The organism is Flavimobilis sp. BM9 (assembly GCF_058313055.1).
In genome coordinates, this window is record NZ_JBZEMO010000003.1 from 278,790 (window position 1) to 295,675 (window position 16,886).

Genomic DNA, 16,886 nt, shown 5'->3' on the forward strand with positions numbered 1-16,886 from the left:
CTGGAGAAGCGAGACCATGAGCCCGTGTCGACACCTATCGCGGACTACGCAGCCCTCGGCGACGGCCGGACCGTCGCACTCGTGAGCCGCGAAGGTTCCGTCGACTGGCTCTGCCTGCCGGACCTCGACTCACCAGCGTGCTTCGCCGCCCTCCTCGGGACCCTCGAGAACGGGCGGTGGGCTCTCGGCGTCCGCGGGGCGACCCAGGTCTCACGGCGCTACGTCGGTGACTCGTTCGTTCTCGAGACGGAGTACCGGACCCCCACCGGGCGTGCGCGCGCCCTGGACTGGATGCCCACGCGAGACGGCCACGCCGACCTCTCCCGCAGAATCGAGGTGCTCGAGGGAGAGGTGACCGTCGTGCACGAGCTCGTCGTCCGGTTCGACTACGGCGCGGTCGAGCCCTGGGTCACGTCTGACGGGTCGGTGCTGCGCATCGTCGCGGGCCCCGACTCCCTCACCCTCCGCGCCGACCGCCTCCCGCACCAGCCCCACGCCCCCGGCCACCGCCACGCCGACGTCTTCACGCTGCGCGCCGGGGAGACGTTCAGCGCCACCTGCACCTGGACCCCGTCGTGGGAGCCCGTCCCGGCTGCGCTGCCCGGACGCAGCGCGGAAGCGACGTGCGTCGACTGGGAGCGATGGTCGTCGCGGCTCGTCGTCGCAGACCGCCACCGCGGGCCGGTCATGCGGTCCCTCCTCGTCCTTCGCCTGCTGACCCACTCGCTCACCGGCGGGATCGCGGCGGCCGCGACCACGTCTCTCCCAGAGCTCCCTGGGGGCGAGCGCAACTGGGACTACCGGTTCTGCTGGCTCCGCGACGCCGCGCTCGCCGTGACCGCGCTCGCGCGCGCCGGCGCGGTCGACGAAGCGAGCACCTGGCGCGACTGGCTCGTCCGCGCGCTCGCGGGCCGCCCGGCGGACCTGCAGATCATGTATGCGCTCGACGGGTCACGCAGCGACAAGCTGCTCGAGCGGACCCGCGACCACCTGCCCGGGTGGGAGGCGTCCAGCCCGGTCCGCACCGGCAACGGCGCCGTCGGGCAGGTTCAGCACGACGCACTGGGCGAGGTCCTCTGCGCCCTCGACGTCGCAGCGCACGCCGGCCTCCCGCGCAGCGCGACGTCGTGGGCCGTCGAGCGCGCGCTCGTCAACGACCTGGTCCACCGCTGGCGCCAGCCTGACCACGGCATCTGGGAGGTGCGCGGCCCCGTCCAGCACTTCGTGCAGTCGAAGGTGATGACGTGGGCCGCGTTCGACCGTGCCGTGCGCGCCGTCGAGGAGCACGGGCAGGACATGACAGGGCACGAGGACGACGTCGCGCTGTGGCGCCGCTGCCGCGCCGAGGTCCGGACCGAGGTGCTCACCCACGGCTGGTCTGACGACCTCGGGTCGTTCGTCCAGCACTACGGCGCCGACCACGTCGATGCGAGCCTGCTGTCGATCCTGCGTGTCGGGTTCCTTCCCCCGGACGATCCCCGTGCCGTGGGCACGGTCCGACGGGTCCAGCGCGACCTCTCCACAGCATCCGGGTTCGTGCGCCGCTATGCGACGGAACGGACCGACGACGGCCTCTCCGGCAGCGAGGCGACCTTCGTCGCGTGCACCTTCTGGCTCGTCGAAGCCCTGTGCGCGATCGGTGAGACCGACGAGGCCGAGGCGCTCTTCCAGCGCGCGCTCGAGGCGTGCAACGACGTCGGGCTCCTCGCCGAGGAGTACGACCCCGTCGCCCGCGCGCAGCTCGGCAACACTCCGCAGGCCCTCTCCCACCTTGCGCTCGTCGGCGCGGCCCAAGCCCTGGACGCGGCTCACGAAGGACGCGCATGCTGAGCGACATGAGCCAGGCCGACACGCCACCCGACCGCGCGCACGTCGTCGTCGGAGGGGCCGCCCACGTCCGCACGTTCCTCGGCGGCGCCGTGCGCAAGCTCGCCGTCGGCCCGATGGACAACAACGCCTACCTGATCACCTGCACGACGACCGGCGCGCAGGCGCTGATCGATCCCGCGGCCGACTCGGACGCCCTTCTCGCCCTCGTCCGAGCGGGAAGCGCGTCCGCGCGTCTCGACGCGATCCTCGTGACGCACCGGCACCACGACCACGTCGGGGCGCTGTGGGACATGCACGCCGTCACGGGAGCTCCTGTCGCCGTGGGCGACGCAGACGCTGACGAGGTGGCTCGCGCTTGCGACGTCGCGGTCGCGCGGCGGCTACGACACCTCGACACGATCGCGGTCGGTGCGCTCACGCTCGAGGCCGTCGAGCTGCGGGGCCACACGCCGGGGTCGACGGCGTTCGTGCTCGCTGCCCCTGGCCTCCCGGTGCAGGTGTTCACCGGCGACTCGCTGTTCCCCGGCGGGATCGGCAAGACGACGTCCCCGGAGGACTTCCGCTCGCTCCTCGGTGACGTGCGGTCGCGACTGTTCGACCGGCTCGCCGACGACACCGTCGTGCGCCCCGGGCACGGGGACGACACGACCCTCGGGCACGAGCGTCCGCACCTTGCGCAGTGGGCGGCGCGCGGCTGGTGACGGGCAGCCCCGACGCGCGCAGGGGCGGTGGTCCCGTGCGGTGCGCTGCACGCTCCTGCTTGGATGGCCTCATGACTGTCTACGCCGTCGAGTACACGTACACCAACGACACCGAGACGAGGGACCGCGTCCGGCCGGAGCATCGCGCATACCTGCGCTCACGCCTCGAGTCCGGGGACCTGCTCGCGTCAGGCCCGTTCGCGGAGGGCGGTGCGCTCCTGCTGTTCTCGGCCTCGTCCCTGGGCTCCCTCGACGCGCTGCTCGCAGGCGACCCGTTCGCCGCGGCCGGTGTGATCGAGTCGACGGCCGTGCGCGAGTGGGACCCGGTCATCGGCCCCTGGGCCTCGTGAACCACGCGCGCCCGGCCACCGCGAGGGTGGCCGGGCGCGCGTCAGGCACCGCCGCCGATCAGACCTGACCGGCAGCCTCGGCGGCCTCAGCAGCCTCGGCGAGCCTCCGGTCACGCTTGGACTTCCACAGGCTCGCGAACGTCACGACGACGAGGGTGCCGATGATCACGGTGAGCGACGTCGTGGTCGAGATCTCCGGCGCCCACGTGATGTGCTCACCGCCGTTGATGAACGGCAGCTCGTTGACGTGCATCGCGTGGAACACGAGCTTCACGCCGATGAACGCGAGGATGATGCCGAGACCCTGGGCGAGGTAGACGAGCCTGTCGAGCAGCCCGCCGATGAGGAAGTAGAGCTGGCGCAGGCCGAGCAGCGCGAGCGCGTTCGCCATGAACACGATGTACGGCTCCTGCGTGAGCCCGTAGATGGCCGGGATCGAGTCGAGGGCGAAGAGTATGTCGGTGAAGCCGATCGCGACCATGACGACGAGCATGGGGGTGATGAACCGCTTGCCGTCGATCTTCACGGTCAGGCGGTCCTCGTTGTAGTCGTCCGTGGTCGGGACGAAGCGCTTGAGGAGTGCGACGGCCTTGCCGCCGGGGACGGAGTGCTCCGACTCTTCTTCCGGCTTGACCTGCTTCCAGGCGGTCCACAGCAGGATCGCACCGAACAGGTAGAAGACCCACGAGAACGCGTTGAGCGCTGCGGCGCCGAGGATGATGAACACGGTGCGCAGCACGAGCGCGATCACGACACCGACGAGAAGAACCTTCTGCTGGTAGGCGCGAGGCACCCTGAAGGACGTCATGATCATCAGGAAGACGAACAGGTTGTCGACCGAGAGGCTCTTCTCGGTGATGTACCCGGCGAAGAACTCGCCGCCGTGCTCCGGCCCGATCACGATGAGGAAGACGATGCCGAACGCGACAGCGAGCGCGATGTAGACCGACGACCAGATCGCCGACTCACGGAACGTCGGCTCGTGCGGCGTCCGCACGTGGGCGTAGAAGTCGAAGATGACGAGGCCGAGGATGGCCGCAGCCGAGATCAGCCAGACAGACAAGTGGATATCAAGCACCGATGATCCTCCGGTACGCGTAGCGGTGTACCGGAGGTCTCTCCCGCCCGGACCGCGCTTCGCGCGGCGTGCTCGGACCGATGGCACCGGGCAGGCTACCGAGCCCACCGTGGTGACGACGCCACCGTGTCAGGGATACTCCCCTCCAACAACTCGCCCACTGTAGTCCATGAGTGCGGGTCAGGCAGTGGCGCTTCTCATCTGGCGCAGCTCCTTCTTCAGTCCGCCGATCTCGTCGCGCAGGCGCGCGGCAAGCTCGAACTGCAGCTCGGCGGCAGCGGCGTGCATCTGGTCGGTGAGCTCCTGGATGAGACCTGCCAGGTCAGAAGCGGCCGCCACCGCGGGCCGGTCGGCTGGCGCAGCCGTGCCGGTCGGTACCGGCGCCTTGCCGCCGCGCGTGGGCTTGCGGTAGCCGCCAGCGAGGAGCTCCTGCGTGTCGAGGTCCTCCCGAGCGAGCATGTCTGTGACGTCCGCGATCTTCTTCCGCAGCGGGGTCGGGTCGATCCCGTGCTCGGTGTTGTAGGCGATCTGCTTCGCGCGCCGACGCTCGGTCTCCTCGATCGCGAGCGCCATCGCCGGGGTGATCTTGTCGGCGTACATGTGGACCTGGCCGGACACGTTGCGCGCAGCGCGCCCGATCGTCTGGATGAGGGACTTGCCCGACCGGAGGAAGCCCTCCTTGTCGGCGTCGAGGATCGCGACGAGCGACACCTCAGGGAGGTCGAGCCCCTCCCGGAGGAGGTTGATGCCGACGAGGACGTCGTACACGCCGAGCCGGAGGTCTCGGAGCAGCTCGACCCGGGCGAGGGTGTCGACGTCGGAGTGGAGGTACCTCACGCGTACGCCCTTGTCGAGGAAGTAGTCCGTGAGGTCCTCGGCCATCTTCTTGGTCAGCGTCGTCACGAGGACGCGTTCGTCCTTCTCGACGCGCTGCCGGATCTCTTCGAGCAGGTCGTCGATCTGGCCCTTGGTCGGCTTGACGACCACCTCCGGGTCGATGAGGCCCGTCGGGCGGATGATCTGCTCGACGACGCCGTCGGACAGGCCGAGCTCGTAGTCGCCCGGAGTCGCCGAGAGGTAGACCGTCTGCCCGATGCGCTCCACGAACTCCTCCCACCGCAGCGGCCGGTTGTCCATCGCGCTCGGGAGCCGGAAGCCGTAGTCGACGAGGTTCCGCTTCCGCGACATGTCTCCCTCGTACATCGCGCCGATCTGCGGGACGGTCACGTGCGACTCGTCGATCACGAGGAGGAAGTCGTCGGGGAAGTAGTCGAGGAGGGTGTTCGGCGCGGACCCCGCCTCGCGTCCGTCGATGTGCCGCGAGTAGTTCTCGATCCCTGAGCACGACCCGATCTGCCGCATCATCTCGATGTCGTACGTCGTGCGCATGCGCAACCGCTGGGCCTCGAGGAGCTTGTTCTGCCCCTCGAGCTGGGCGAGCCGCTCCGCGAGCTCCGCCTCGATCGAGGCGATCGCACGCTCCATGCGCTCGGGCCCGGCGACGTAGTGCGTCGCCGGGAAGATGTGGATGCTCGGCTCTGACCGCACGACCTCGCCCGTGAGCGGGTGCAGCGTGTGGATCGCCTCGATCTCGTCACCGAAGAACTCGATGCGGATCGCGAGCTCCTCGTAGACCGGGATGATCTCGACCGTGTCGCCGCGGACCCGGAACGTGCCACGCGTGAACGCCATGTCGTTGCGCGTGTACTGCATCCCCACGAACTGCCGGAGCAGGTCGTCACGGTTGATCATCTGGCCGACGTCGAGCCGCTGCATGCGGTCGACGTACTCCTGCGGCGTGCCGAGGCCGTAGATGCAGGAGACCGACGACACGACCACGACGTCGCGGCGCGTGAGCAGGCTGCTCGTCGCCGAGTGACGCAGACGCTCGACCTCGTCGTTGATCGACGAGTCCTTCTCGATGAAGGTGTCCGTCTGCGCGATGTACGCCTCGGGCTGGTAGTAGTCGTAGTACGAGACGAAGTACTCGACCGCGTTGTTGGGCAAGAGCTCGCGAAACTCGGTCGCGAGCTGGGCGGCGAGAGTCTTGTTCGGCGCCATGACGAGGGTCGGGCGCTGCACCTGCTCGATGAGCCAGGCGGTCGTCGCGCTCTTCCCCGTCCCGGTCGCGCCGAGGAGGACGATGTCCTTCTCCCCCGCGCGCAGGCGCGCCGTCAGGTCCGCGATCGCGGCGGGCTGATCACCGGAGGGCGTGTACTCCGAGATGACCTCGAACGGTGCGACGGTTCTCTGGAGATCGGTGACTGGACGCATGCGTCCACGATAGGCCGCCCCTCTGACACGGGCGCACCGGCGACGTGGGTCAGCCCCGCTCCTCGGCCAGCTCGGCCTGCAGGCGGGCCCACAGCTCGTCGACCTGCGCACGCAGGTCGTCGACCGAGCCAGCGCCGTCGATCAGGACGTCGGCCGCCGCGGCACGCTCCTCGTCGGTCGCCTGCGCGGCGATGCGACGCCGCGCGTCGGGCAGCGAGCTCCCTCGCTCCTCCACGAGGCGGCGGATCCTCAGGTCGGCCGGAGCGTGCACGACCACCACGATGTGATGAGCCTCCGCCTGCCCCGTCTCCACGAGCAGCGGGATGTCGTGCACGACGAGCGCGTCGCCGTCGGCCGCGACCGCCATGGCCTCACGTTCCGCGGAGACACGGGCGATCTCCGGGTGGAGCAGCGCCCCCAGGTCGGCGCGGGCCTGCAGGTCGTTGAAGACGATGTGCCCCAGCGCTGCACGGTCGAGCGACCCGTCCGGTGCGAGCACCCCTTCGCCGAAACGCTCCACGACACGGTCGAGCCCGAGCGTCCCGGGCGCGACCACCTCGCGTGCGATCTCGTCGTGGTCGATGACGACCGCGCCGCGCTCGCGCAGCATCGCGGCGACGGTCGACTTTCCTGCGGCGATCCCGCCCGTGAGCCCGATGCGAAGCATGTGCCTCATCCTGCCCCCGTACCGGGGCGGCGGCAATCGGACCGGTCGCCGACCAGCCGGTCTAGGCTCGGTGCCCTGGGTGCGGAGCGCACGCGCCCCGCCGTGCACGGACCAGGAGGACGCATGACGATGTCAGGCATGGCGAGCATGGCCGGAGCCGGAGGCGGGCCTGCCGGGCTCCGCTCCTTCCGGCAGGACCCAAGCGTGCGGGGCCACCGGCTCAGCCGTGGCACGACCCGCCGCGTCCTGTCGTTCGCGACGCCGTACCGCCGCACCCTGACGGTGTTCCTCCTCCTCATCGCGGTCGACGCAGCGATCGGCGCCGCCGTCCCCATGCTGTTCCGCGCGATCATCGACGACGGGATCGCCTCAGGGCGTCGAGGACTCGTTCTCGGCCTCGCGGGAGCCGTCGCGGTGCTCGCGCTCGCCCAGGGCGCGCTCGCGCTCGGCCAGCGCTGGTGCTCGGCCCGCGTCGGCGAGGGTCTCATCCTCGACCTGCGCTCTGCCGTCTTCGACCACGTGCAGCGGATGCCGCTCGCGTTCTTCTCCCGCACGAGGACCGGCTCGCTCGTCCAGCGGCTCAACGGCGACGTGCTCGGCGCGCAGCAGGCGTTCACGTCGACGCTGTCCAACGTCTTCTCGAACGCTCTGACGATCGTCTTCGTCCTCGCCGCGATGCTCTCGATGTCCTGGCAGCTCACCCTCGTCGCACTCACGCTCCTGCCAGCGTTCGTCCTCCCCGCGCGCTGGATCGGACCGCGCCTCGCCCGGATCACCCGGGAGAGCTATGCGATCAACGCGGACACCGCGCAGATCATGAACGAGCGCTTCAACGTGGCGGGTGCCCAGCTCGCCAAGTCCTACGGGCGTCCCGACGAGGAATCACGCACGTACGCGGCGGCTGCGGCTCGCGTGCGGGACATCGGGGTGCGCCAAGCGATGTACGCGACGGTCTTCCGCGTCACGCTCACGACGGTCGCGGCCGTCGCGGTCGCGGTCGTGTACGCCCTCGGCGGGCTCGCGTCGATCCGGGGCGAGCTGAGCGTCGGCGTCGTCGTCGCGCTGACCGCCTACCTCGGCCGCCTCTACGGCCCTCTCACCGCGATCTCCAACGTCCAGGTCGACGTCATGACCGCGCTCGTGAGCTTTGAGCGCGTCTTCGAGGTCCTCGACCTCGAGCCGACGGTACGCGACGCCGACGACGCGACAGACCTCGCCGAGCACGTCGCGCGCCGCGGCGCGAGCGTCGAGCTCGATCACGTGACGTTCAGCTACCCCGCGGCGCGCGAGGTGTCTCTCGCCTCTCTCGAGTCGGTCGCGACGCTCGACGACAGCGAGCCCGGGGACACGCTCGTCGACGTCTCGTTGTCGGTGCCCGCCGGGGCGACGGTCGCGCTCGTCGGCCCGTCGGGTGCAGGCAAGACGACGATCGGGCACCTTCTCGCGCGCTTCTACGACCCCACGTCCGGGGCCGTGCGCATCGCGGGCCAGGACCTGCGGGGAGTCACGCAGCAGTCGGTGCACGACGTCGTCGGGTCCGTCCCGCAGGACGCGCACCTCTTCCACGACACGGTCGCAGGCAACCTACGCTACGGACGGCCTGACGCGACCGACGAGCAGATCGTCGAGGCGCTGCGGGCAGCCCGGATCCTCGACCTCGTCGAGAGCCTGCCCGACGGCCTCGACACCGTCGTGGGCGACCGCGGCTACCGTCTCTCGGGCGGCGAGCGTCAACGGCTCGCGATCGCGCGCCTGCTGCTCAAGGCGCCGCCCGTCGTCGTGCTCGACGAGGCGACGGCGCACCTCGACTCCGAGTCGGAGGCTGCGGTGCAGGCGGCCCTCGACGCCGCGCTCGTCGGCCGCACGTCCATCGTCATCGCCCACCGACTGTCGACCGTGCGGGACGCCGACCTGATCGTCGTCCTCGAAGCCGGGCGCGTCGTCGCGCAGGGCACGCACGAAGAGCTGCTCGCCGAGGGCGGGCTCTACGCGGAGCTCTACCGCCGCCAGTTCTCCGAGGACTAGCCGCAGCCGCCCGGAACCGCCGCGCCTTCCAGGTGCGTGCTGCCGAGACCCGACCACCCGCGCTCGGCACGTGCAGCCGCGGCGATCGTCACCCCGACCGAGGGCGGGCGACCGCGGCTCTCGTCCCAGGTCAGAGCCAGGGCTCAGGTACGCCGAAGGCCGGCCACCGCGTGCGGTGACCGGCCTTCGGACCGTTGCGCCTGACGGCGCCGGGATCAGTTGCCCGTGAGCTTCTCGCGCAGAGCGGCGAGAGCCTCGTCGGACGCCAGCGTGCCCGCGACCTCCTCCTGGACCGGGGTCGAGGAGTAGGTGGACGGAGCCGAGCCACCGGACTCGCCCGAGGTAGCCGCGTCGGAGTCCGCCTTGAGAGCCTCGGCGACCTGCTTGCGGTGCGCCTCCCAGCGAGCGTGGGCCTTGGCGTACTGCGCCTCCCACTCCTCACGCTGCGACTCGTAGCCCTCGAGCCACTCGTTCGTCTCCGGGTCGAAGCCGTCCGGGTACTTGTAGTTCCCGGCCTCGTCGTAGTCCGCAGCCATGCCGTAGAGCGCGGGGTCGAAGTCCTCGGACTCCGGGTCCACACCCTCGTTGGCCTGCTTCAGCGACAGCGAGATACGGCGACGCTCGAGGTCGATGTCGATGACCTTGACGAAGACGTCGTCGCCCACGTTGACAACCTGCTCAGGCAGGTCGACGTGACGGACAGCGAGCTCGGAGATGTGCACGAGGCCCTCGATGCCGTCCTCGACGCGCACGAACGCGCCGAACGGGACGAGCTTCGTGACCTTGCCCGGCACGACCTGGCCGATGGCGTGCGTGCGGGCGAAGGCCTGCCACGGGTCCTCCTGCGTCGCCTTCAGCGACAGGGAGACACGCTCGCGGTCGAAGTCGACGTCGAGAACCTCGACGGTGACCTCCTGGCCGACCTCGACGACCTCGGACGGGTGATCGATGTGCTTCCAGGACAGCTCGGAGACGTGGACGAGACCGTCGACACCGCCGAGGTCCACGAACGCACCGAAGTTGACGATCGAGGAGACGACACCGGGGCGGACCTGGCCCTTCTGCAGGGTCTGCAGGAAGGTGGAACGAACCTCGGACTGCGTCTGCTCGAGCCAGGCACGGCGCGACAGGACGACGTTGTTGCGGTTCTTGTCGAGCTCGATGATCTTGGCCTCGATCTCCTTGCCGACGTACGGCTGGAGGTCGCGGACGCGACGCATCTCCACGAGGGACGCGGGCAGGAAGCCACGCAGACCGATGTCGAGGATGAGGCCACCCTTGACGACCTCGATGACGGTGCCGGTGACGACGCCGTCCTCCTCCTTGACCTTCTCGATCGTGCCCCAGGCGCGCTCGTACTGGGCGCGCTTCTTCGACAGGATCAGGCGACCTTCCTTGTCCTCCTTCTGGAGAACCAGGGCCTCGACCGCGTCGCCCACCTTGACGACCTCACCGGGGTCGACGTCGTGCTTGATGGAGAGCTCGCGGGAGGGGATGACGCCCTCGGTCTTGTAGCCGATGTCGAGAAGAACCTCGTCACGGTCGACCTTGACGATGGTGCCCTCGACGATGTCACCGTCGTTGAAGTACTTGATGGTGGCGTCGATGGCGGCGAGGAAGTCCTCTTCGGTGCCGATGTCGTTGATCGCGACCTGCGGCGTGGACTTCGAGGGGGTAGAGATGGTCATTGAGTCAGTTGCTCCGATGCGGACAGGAAGTAGTTCGAACAGGAAGGCTTGCAGGCAGGACGCGGGCTGGGCCGCACCGCCGGGCGCCGATCGGTCACGACCTGTTCGGTCCTGACGCCACGACACACCGCGTTCACCCTATCCGATGCGCAGAGCGGGGGCAAAGAAGATCTCCCGGCCGGGACCGTGGGTCCCGCCCGGGAGATCTGGACGGTCGTGCGACGCGTCAGGCCAGCGCGCGAGCCGTGCGCAGCAGGTCAGCGGGGACCGCCTTGACCTTGCCGGCGACCTCGGGCAGCGGCACGAGGACGATCTCCTCGCCGCGGAGCGCGGTCATGACGTTCGACTCGCCACGGGTGATCGCGTCGACCGCAGCCACCCCGAAGCGTGAGCCGAGGATGCGGTCCGTCGTCGTCGGGCTGCCGCCGCGCTGGACGTGCCCGAGGACCGTGAGGCGTGTGTCGAACCCCGTGCGCGCCTGGATCTCGGCCGCGACGCGCTCGCCGATGGCACCGGCGACGATCTCGCCGTACTTGCCGAGCTGGACCTCGTACTCCATCGAGCTCCCGGGGACCGCGTGCGCGCCCTCCGCGACGACGACGATCGAGAAGCTCGCGTGCGCCTTGTGGCGGTGCTTGAGGAACTTGATGATCTTGTCCATGTCGAACGGCTCTTCAGGGGCGAGGACGATCTCCGCACCACCGGCGATGCCGGCATTGACCGCGATCCAGCCCGCGTGACGCCCCATGACCTCGATGACCATGACGCGGTTGTGGGACTCGGCCGTCGTGTGGATGCGGTCGATCGCCTCCGCCGCGATGGTCACCGCGGTGTTGTACCCGATCGACAGGTCCGTGCCAGCGACGTCGTTGTCGATCGTCTTCGGGATGGCGACGATCTTGACGCCCGCGTCGGCGACGCGGCTCGCAGCGTGGAGCGTGCCGTCACCACCGATGCAGATGAGAGCCTCGATGCGCTCCGCCTCGAGCGTCGCGAGCACGGCCTCCATCGAGCCGTCCTCCTCGCGCGGGTGGAACCGCGCGGTGCCGAGAAGGGTCCCGCCGACAGGCAGGACGTTACGGATGTGCTGCCGCTCGAGGGGCAGGACGTCGCCGTCGACGACGCCCTTCCAGCCGTTGCGGAAGCCGATGATCGAATGGCCGTACTCCCCCAGGCCCTGCTTGACGACCGCACGGATCGCCGCGTTGAGCCCCGGGCAGTCCCCACCGCCGGTGAGAAGACCGATTCGCATGCCTACACTCCCTCGTCGTCAGTTGTCGTCGGTCCACCGGTGTGTGACAGACGTCTCCGCCTGCATCCTGACCGACAAACCTCGACGAGCCTACCGACCGTCCACGCTCCGGTCTCAGCCGTTGGTCCCGCCCGGCGGGCGGTCCTGCACCTCGAGGCACGGCGCGCCGCCCGGCACAATGGGTCCGTGGACCTTCGACGCGCCGGATACGCCCCCATCCCTGACGACGCACCCCACCGCGCGGGCCGCTCGTGGTGGGACGAGAACGCCGCCGAGTACCTCGCAGAGCACGGCGACTTCTTGGGCGACGACGACTTCTGCTGGTGTCCCGAGGGTCTGCGCGAGGCCGACGCCCACCTCCTCGGGGACGTCTCGGGCGCCCGCGTCCTCGAGCTCGGCGCGGGAGCGGCCCAGTGCTCGCGGTGGCTCGCCGACCAGGGGGCGGACGTCGTCGCGACGGACATCAGCGCGGGCATGCTGACGGCGCGCTCGTCCGGCAGCGCCGCACGCCTGAACCGGGCGCAGGCGGACGCCCGCCACCTCCCCTTCGCAGACGCGTCGTTCGACACCGTCTTCACGGCCTACGGCGCGATCCCGTTCGTCGCGGACTCCGAGCGCGTCCACAGGGAGGTCGCACGTGTGCTGCGCCCGTCGGGGCGGTGGGTGTTCTCGGTGACGCACCCGATCCGGTGGGCGTTCCCCGACGACCCGTCCGTGCGAGGCCTGACGGCAGACCGTTCCTACTTCGACCGGACGCCCTACGCCGAGCGCGACGAGGCGGGCCGCCTCGCCTACGCGGAGTTCCACCGGACGATCGGCGACCACGTGCGCGACGTCGTGGGCGCCGGGCTCACCCTGCTCGACGTGGTGGAGCCTGAGTGGCCCGAGGGTCACGACAGGACGTGGGGCGGGTGGAGCGCGCTGCGAGGGCGCCTGATCCCCGGGACGGCGATCTTCGTGTGCGAGCGCCGCTGACCGTGGCCCCCGCCGGGCTCAGTGCCCGGCGTCGTGCCAGGTCTGCCCTCGCCCGACAGACACCTCGAGCGGGACGGACAGGTCCGCTGCTCCTGCCATCTGGGTGCGCAGCAGCTCCTCGACCCTCGCGAGCTCGCCCGGAGCGACCTCGAGCACGAGCTCGTCGTGCACCTGCAAGAGCATGCGCGACCCGAGACCCTGCGCGTCGAGCTCGCGCTGCACGCCGAGCATCGCATCCTTGATGATGTCCGCCGCCGAGCCCTGGATCGGCGAGTTGAGCGCGACCCGCTCGGCGATCTCGCGACGCTGCCTGTTGTCGCTCGTGAGGTCCGGGAGGTACCGACGGCGGCCACGGATCGTCTCGGTGAATCCCGTCGCCCGTGCCTCCTCGACGACCTCGTGGAGGTACGTCCGCACACCGCCGAAGCGCGTGAAGTAGTCGTCCATGAGCGCCTGGGCCTCGCCCACCGCGATGTTGAGCTGCTTCGAGAGGCCGAACGCCGAGAGCCCGTACGCGAGGCCGTAGCTCATCGCCTTGATCTTCGATCGCTGCGCCGCCGTGACGTCGGTCGTCGCGACACCGAACACGCGTGACGCGACGTAGCTGTGCAGGTCCTCGCCCGAGCGGAACGCGTCGATCAGGCCTTCGTCGCCCGACAGGTGCGCCATGATCCGCATCTCGATCTGGCTGTAGTCCGCCGTCAGCAGCGTCTCGTAGCCCTGACCGACCCGGAACGCCTGCCGGATCCGGCGCCCCGCCGCAGTGCGGATCGGGATGTTCTGGAGGTTCGGGTCCGCCGAGCTGAGCCGGCCGGTCGCGGCGACGGTCTGCTGGAAGGTCGTGTGGATCCGGCCGTCACTCGCGACGTACCGCAGGAGCGTGTCGACCGTCTGGCGCAGCTTCGTGACGTCACGGTGCACGAGGAGGTGCTCGAGGAACGGGTGCTGCGTCTTGGCGAACAGGTCCGCGAGGGACGCTGCGTCGGTCGTGTAGCCGGTCTTGATCTTCTTGGTGCGCGGCATGTCCAGCTGATCGAACAGGACCTCCTGGAGCTGCTTCGGCGAGCCCAGGTTCACCTCGCGGCCGATGACCTGGTACGCGTCCTGCGCAGCCGCCTGGACCTGCTGGCCGAACTCGCGCTCGAGCTCACGGAGCATCTCGACGTCGACGGCGACACCGCGCGCTTCCATCCCCTCGAGGACACCGGCGAGCGGCAGCTCGAGGCTGGTCAGCAGCTCGTACGCCCCCCGGTCCTTGAGGTCGCTCTCGAGCGCGGCTGCGAGCGGAGGCAGGACGGCGGCGCGTTCGGCGAGGTCCGCGGCAGCGCCCGACTCACCCTCGAGGTCGAGCTCCAGGGCGCCCTGACCGCTGGCGGACCCGTCGGTGCCGATCTCGCGGTGCAGGCTGCGCACAGCGAGGTCCTCGAGGTCGTAGCTGCGCTGGTCGGGGTGACACAGGTATGCGGCGAGCTCCGTGTCGATCGTGACGCCCTGCAGGGAGTATCCGCGGCCGCGCAGCGCGTGAGCGCGCGCCTTCCCACCGTGCACGACGATCGGAGCGTCCGGGTCGGCGAGCCACGCGGCGAGGGCCTTGTCGTCGGCAGGGTCGAGCTGCGTGAGGTCGAGCACGATCGCGTGGCCCTCCGCGTCACCGAGCGCCACCATGTCGGCGTCGCCGGCGCCGGGGGCGAACTGCCCGCGGACCTCGAGGCCGAGCGGCTGACCACGGCGCGCCGCGATCCAGCTCCCGAACGACCCGGGCACGAGGACGTCGATCTCGACGACCGACGCGTCTGCGGCCTCGGACTCGCGGTCCTCGGCTGGCATCATCGCGAGAAGGCGGTCGCGCAGCGTGCGGAACTGGAGCGTGTCGAAGATCTGGTGGAGAGCCTCTCGGTCCCACGGCCGGACCATGAGGTCCTCGGGGCCGTAAGGGAGGTCGAGGTCGGTGAGGAGGTGGTTGATCTCCCGGTTCAGCCGGACCTGGTCGAGGTGGTCCCGGAGGTTCTGGCCGGCGACCCCGCTGATCTCCTCGGCGTGCGCGAGCACCCCGTCGAGGTCGCCGTACTGTGCGATCCACTTGGCTGCGGTCTTGGGCCCGACCTTGGGCACACCCGGGATGTTGTCGGCGGACTCGCCGACGAGCGCGGCGAGGTCGGGGTAGCGCTCGGGAGTCACCCCGTACTTGGCCTCGACGGCCTCGGGGGTCATGCGCGCGAGCTCGGAGACGCCCTTGACCGGGTACAGCACGGTGACGTCCTGCGTCACGAACTGCAGCGAGTCTCGGTCGCCCGAGCAGACGAGCACCTGCCAGCCCTGTGCGCCCGCCTGGCTCGACCAGGTCGCGAGGATGTCGTCGGCCTCGATCATGTCGCGCTCGAAGTGGGTGATGCGCATCGCGTCGAGCACCTCGCGGATGAGCGGCACCTGCCCCTTGAACGGCTCCGGCGTCGACTCCCGGCCCCCCTTGTAGTCAGGGAACCGCTCCGTGCGAAACGTCGTCGAGCCCGCGTCGAACGCGACCGCGACGTGCGTCGGCTGCTCGTTCTTGATGAGGTTCGCGAGCATCGACACGAAGCCGTGCACGGCGTTCGTGTGCTGCCCGGTCGACGTCGAGAACTTGTCGACAGGAAGGGCGAAGTACGCCCGGAAGGCCATCGAGTGGCCGTCGATCAGGAGAAGGCGGGGTCGCGCGTCGTCACTCACACCTGACAACCTATCTTCCATGACTGACACGCCGCCGCTCGACGCCACGTCCTCCCCCAGCGCACCTGCCGGGATTCTCGCCGCGCTCAAGGACCTCGAGGCCGGCACCCTCATCGAGAGGATGCGCATCGAGGTCACGGAGCTGAGCGCGGAGCGCGTCGTCGCGACGATGCCTGTCGAGGGAAACACGCAGCCGGCGGGCCTCCTCCACGGCGGGGCGACGGCGGCGCTCGCGGAGACCGTCGGCTCGTACGGGGCGCTCGTACATGCCGGCCAGGGTCGCTCGGCGGTCGGGCTCGAGCTGAGCGTCTCGCACCACCGCAGCGCGAGGGAAGGCACGGTCACCGCGGTCGCGACCGCGCTCCACCTCGGGCGTACGCTCGCGTCCTACGAGATCGTCGTGACCGACGGCGACGGACGACGTCTGTGCACTGCTCGGCTGACGTGCATGGTCATCGCCGAGCGCTGAGGCGCGGTGCGGGCGAGGCCAGAGCGTCTGTCAGCCCGGGACATCGCGGCCAGGCGCACCGTGGGGACCAGGCGTGCCGCTGACCCCACGTGCCGATGACCCGCGGGCGGTCAGCCCGCGTGCGGGATGCCCCCCGTGCCTGCGACGCGGCGACCGCGCGCGGACCGGGCAGGGCTCGACTCCTCGACGAGGCGGGCACGCAGCTCTCGCAGGTCGACAGGGCCGGACTGCGTCTCGATGCGCGCTTTGCGCCGACGCGCGATGAGGTCCTCGAGCGCGCGCGGAGGCCGGCGCAGCGAGCCCTCGGGCCCCAGCTTGCGCAAGAGCGCCGACGTCTGGACGACACGGTGCGCCGCGGCAGGCGCGAACCCCATGCGCGCCAAGAAACGCTGCACGCCACGCGATCCCGGGACCGGCACCGAGTAGACCTCCTCGGCCCCAGCGGCGACCGCGATCTCCGCAGCAGCGCTCAGCAGGGCGTGACCGACGCCACGCCTGCGGAACGTCCCGTCGACGTAGACGGCCTCGATGTAGAGGACCGGCGCGTCGTTGTACACGTTCGCCTCGATGACACGCGCGAGCAAGAAGCCCACGGGGTTCGAGTCGTGCGTAGCCAGCAGGATGCGGCCGCCAGGGACGGACAGGAGCACGCCGAGGTGCTTGCGCAGCTTCTCGACGTCAGCGCTGCAGATCTGCGACGGCGTCGCTGTCTCCTCGCGCGCCGCCGAGCACAGCAGCGCGACGTCGAGGAGATCTGTCGCACCGGCGTGGCGTACGTCGATCACGGCTCGCACCACGGAACACCTCCTTCAGCAGCCCCTGCAGATGAGGATCTGCTCCCCTCACCTCAGGCGCTGGGAGCGAGACCCAA

The 16,886-nt window shown here is 70.1% G+C and carries 13 protein-coding genes; 6 read left to right on the forward strand and 7 right to left on the reverse strand.

The window, feature by feature from the left end:
• Positions 1–24: 24 nt before the first annotated feature.
• From AC4F3Q_RS07305 to AC4F3Q_RS07315, 3 genes are all read left to right on the forward strand, one after another.
• Positions 25–1,830, forward strand: coding sequence for a glycoside hydrolase family 15 protein (locus AC4F3Q_RS07305; protein ID WP_491039383.1), 1,806 nt, complete (start codon positions 25–27; stop codon positions 1,828–1,830).
• A gap of 5 nt (positions 1,831–1,835) precedes the next feature.
• Positions 1,836–2,531, forward strand: coding sequence for an MBL fold metallo-hydrolase (locus tag AC4F3Q_RS07310; protein ID WP_491039384.1), 696 nt, complete (start codon positions 1,836–1,838; stop codon positions 2,529–2,531).
• A 71-nt stretch (positions 2,532–2,602) separates the two neighbouring features.
• On the forward strand, positions 2,603–2,881 hold the full coding sequence (locus tag AC4F3Q_RS07315; RefSeq protein WP_491039385.1) for a YciI family protein: 279 nt from the start codon (positions 2,603–2,605) through the stop codon (positions 2,879–2,881).
• A gap of 58 nt (positions 2,882–2,939) precedes the next feature.
• On the opposite strand, the gene AC4F3Q_RS07320 is transcribed toward AC4F3Q_RS07315, so the two are convergent.
• The 3 genes from AC4F3Q_RS07320 to coaE all read right to left on the reverse strand — a co-directional run bounded on the left by AC4F3Q_RS07320 (position 2,940) and on the right by coaE (position 6,900).
• Positions 2,940–3,959 carry a TerC family protein gene (locus AC4F3Q_RS07320; RefSeq protein WP_350308817.1) on the reverse strand — a complete coding sequence of 340 codons (1,020 nt, stop codon included), beginning with the start codon at positions 3,957–3,959 and terminating at the stop codon, positions 2,940–2,942.
• 180 nt (positions 3,960–4,139) lie between these two features.
• Positions 4,140–6,233 (reverse strand): excinuclease ABC subunit UvrB, encoded by a 2,094-nt coding sequence (gene uvrB / locus AC4F3Q_RS07325; RefSeq protein ID WP_491039386.1) that lies wholly within the window; start codon positions 6,231–6,233, stop codon positions 4,140–4,142.
• 49 nt (positions 6,234–6,282) lie between these two features.
• Complete coding sequence (gene coaE, locus AC4F3Q_RS07330; protein ID WP_168447464.1) at positions 6,283–6,900, reverse strand: dephospho-CoA kinase; 618 nt, start codon at positions 6,898–6,900, stop codon at positions 6,283–6,285.
• 123 nt (positions 6,901–7,023) lie between these two features.
• Between coaE and AC4F3Q_RS07335 the strand changes: the two genes are divergently transcribed.
• Complete coding sequence (locus tag AC4F3Q_RS07335) at positions 7,024–8,925, forward strand: ABC transporter ATP-binding protein (RefSeq protein WP_491039387.1); 1,902 nt, start codon at positions 7,024–7,026, stop codon at positions 8,923–8,925.
• 215 nt (positions 8,926–9,140) lie between these two features.
• On the opposite strand, the gene rpsA is transcribed toward AC4F3Q_RS07335, so the two are convergent.
• Entirely contained in the window at positions 9,141–10,613 is a 1,473-nt protein-coding gene (gene rpsA / locus AC4F3Q_RS07340) for a 30S ribosomal protein S1 (RefSeq protein ID WP_168447465.1), read from the reverse strand.
• A gap of 226 nt (positions 10,614–10,839) precedes the next feature.
• Positions 10,840–11,865: a 6-phosphofructokinase gene (locus tag AC4F3Q_RS07345; protein WP_168447466.1), complete on the reverse strand. Its 1,026-nt coding sequence runs from the start codon at positions 11,863–11,865 to the stop codon at positions 10,840–10,842.
• 186 nt (positions 11,866–12,051) lie between these two features.
• Here AC4F3Q_RS07345 and AC4F3Q_RS07350 point away from each other — a divergent pair, with 186 nt between their 5' ends.
• Positions 12,052–12,840 (forward strand): class I SAM-dependent methyltransferase, encoded by a 789-nt coding sequence (locus AC4F3Q_RS07350; protein WP_491039388.1) that lies wholly within the window; start codon positions 12,052–12,054, stop codon positions 12,838–12,840.
• An 18-nt stretch (positions 12,841–12,858) separates the two neighbouring features.
• Here the strand turns inward: AC4F3Q_RS07350 and polA are convergent, their stop codons facing one another.
• Complete coding sequence (gene polA, locus AC4F3Q_RS07355) at positions 12,859–15,567, reverse strand: DNA polymerase I (protein WP_491039389.1); 2,709 nt, start codon at positions 15,565–15,567, stop codon at positions 12,859–12,861.
• Between polA and AC4F3Q_RS07360 the strand changes: the two genes are divergently transcribed.
• Positions 15,566–16,015 carry a PaaI family thioesterase gene (locus AC4F3Q_RS07360; RefSeq protein ID WP_491039390.1) on the forward strand — a complete coding sequence of 150 codons (450 nt, stop codon included), beginning with the start codon at positions 15,566–15,568 and terminating at the stop codon, positions 16,013–16,015. The two genes, polA and AC4F3Q_RS07360, sit on opposite strands and share 2 nt — an antisense overlap.
• A gap of 110 nt (positions 16,016–16,125) precedes the next feature.
• On the opposite strand, the gene AC4F3Q_RS07365 is transcribed toward AC4F3Q_RS07360, so the two are convergent.
• Positions 16,126–16,812, reverse strand: coding sequence for a GNAT family N-acetyltransferase (locus AC4F3Q_RS07365; protein WP_491039391.1), 687 nt, complete (start codon positions 16,810–16,812; stop codon positions 16,126–16,128).
• Positions 16,813–16,886: the final 74 nt, after the last annotated feature.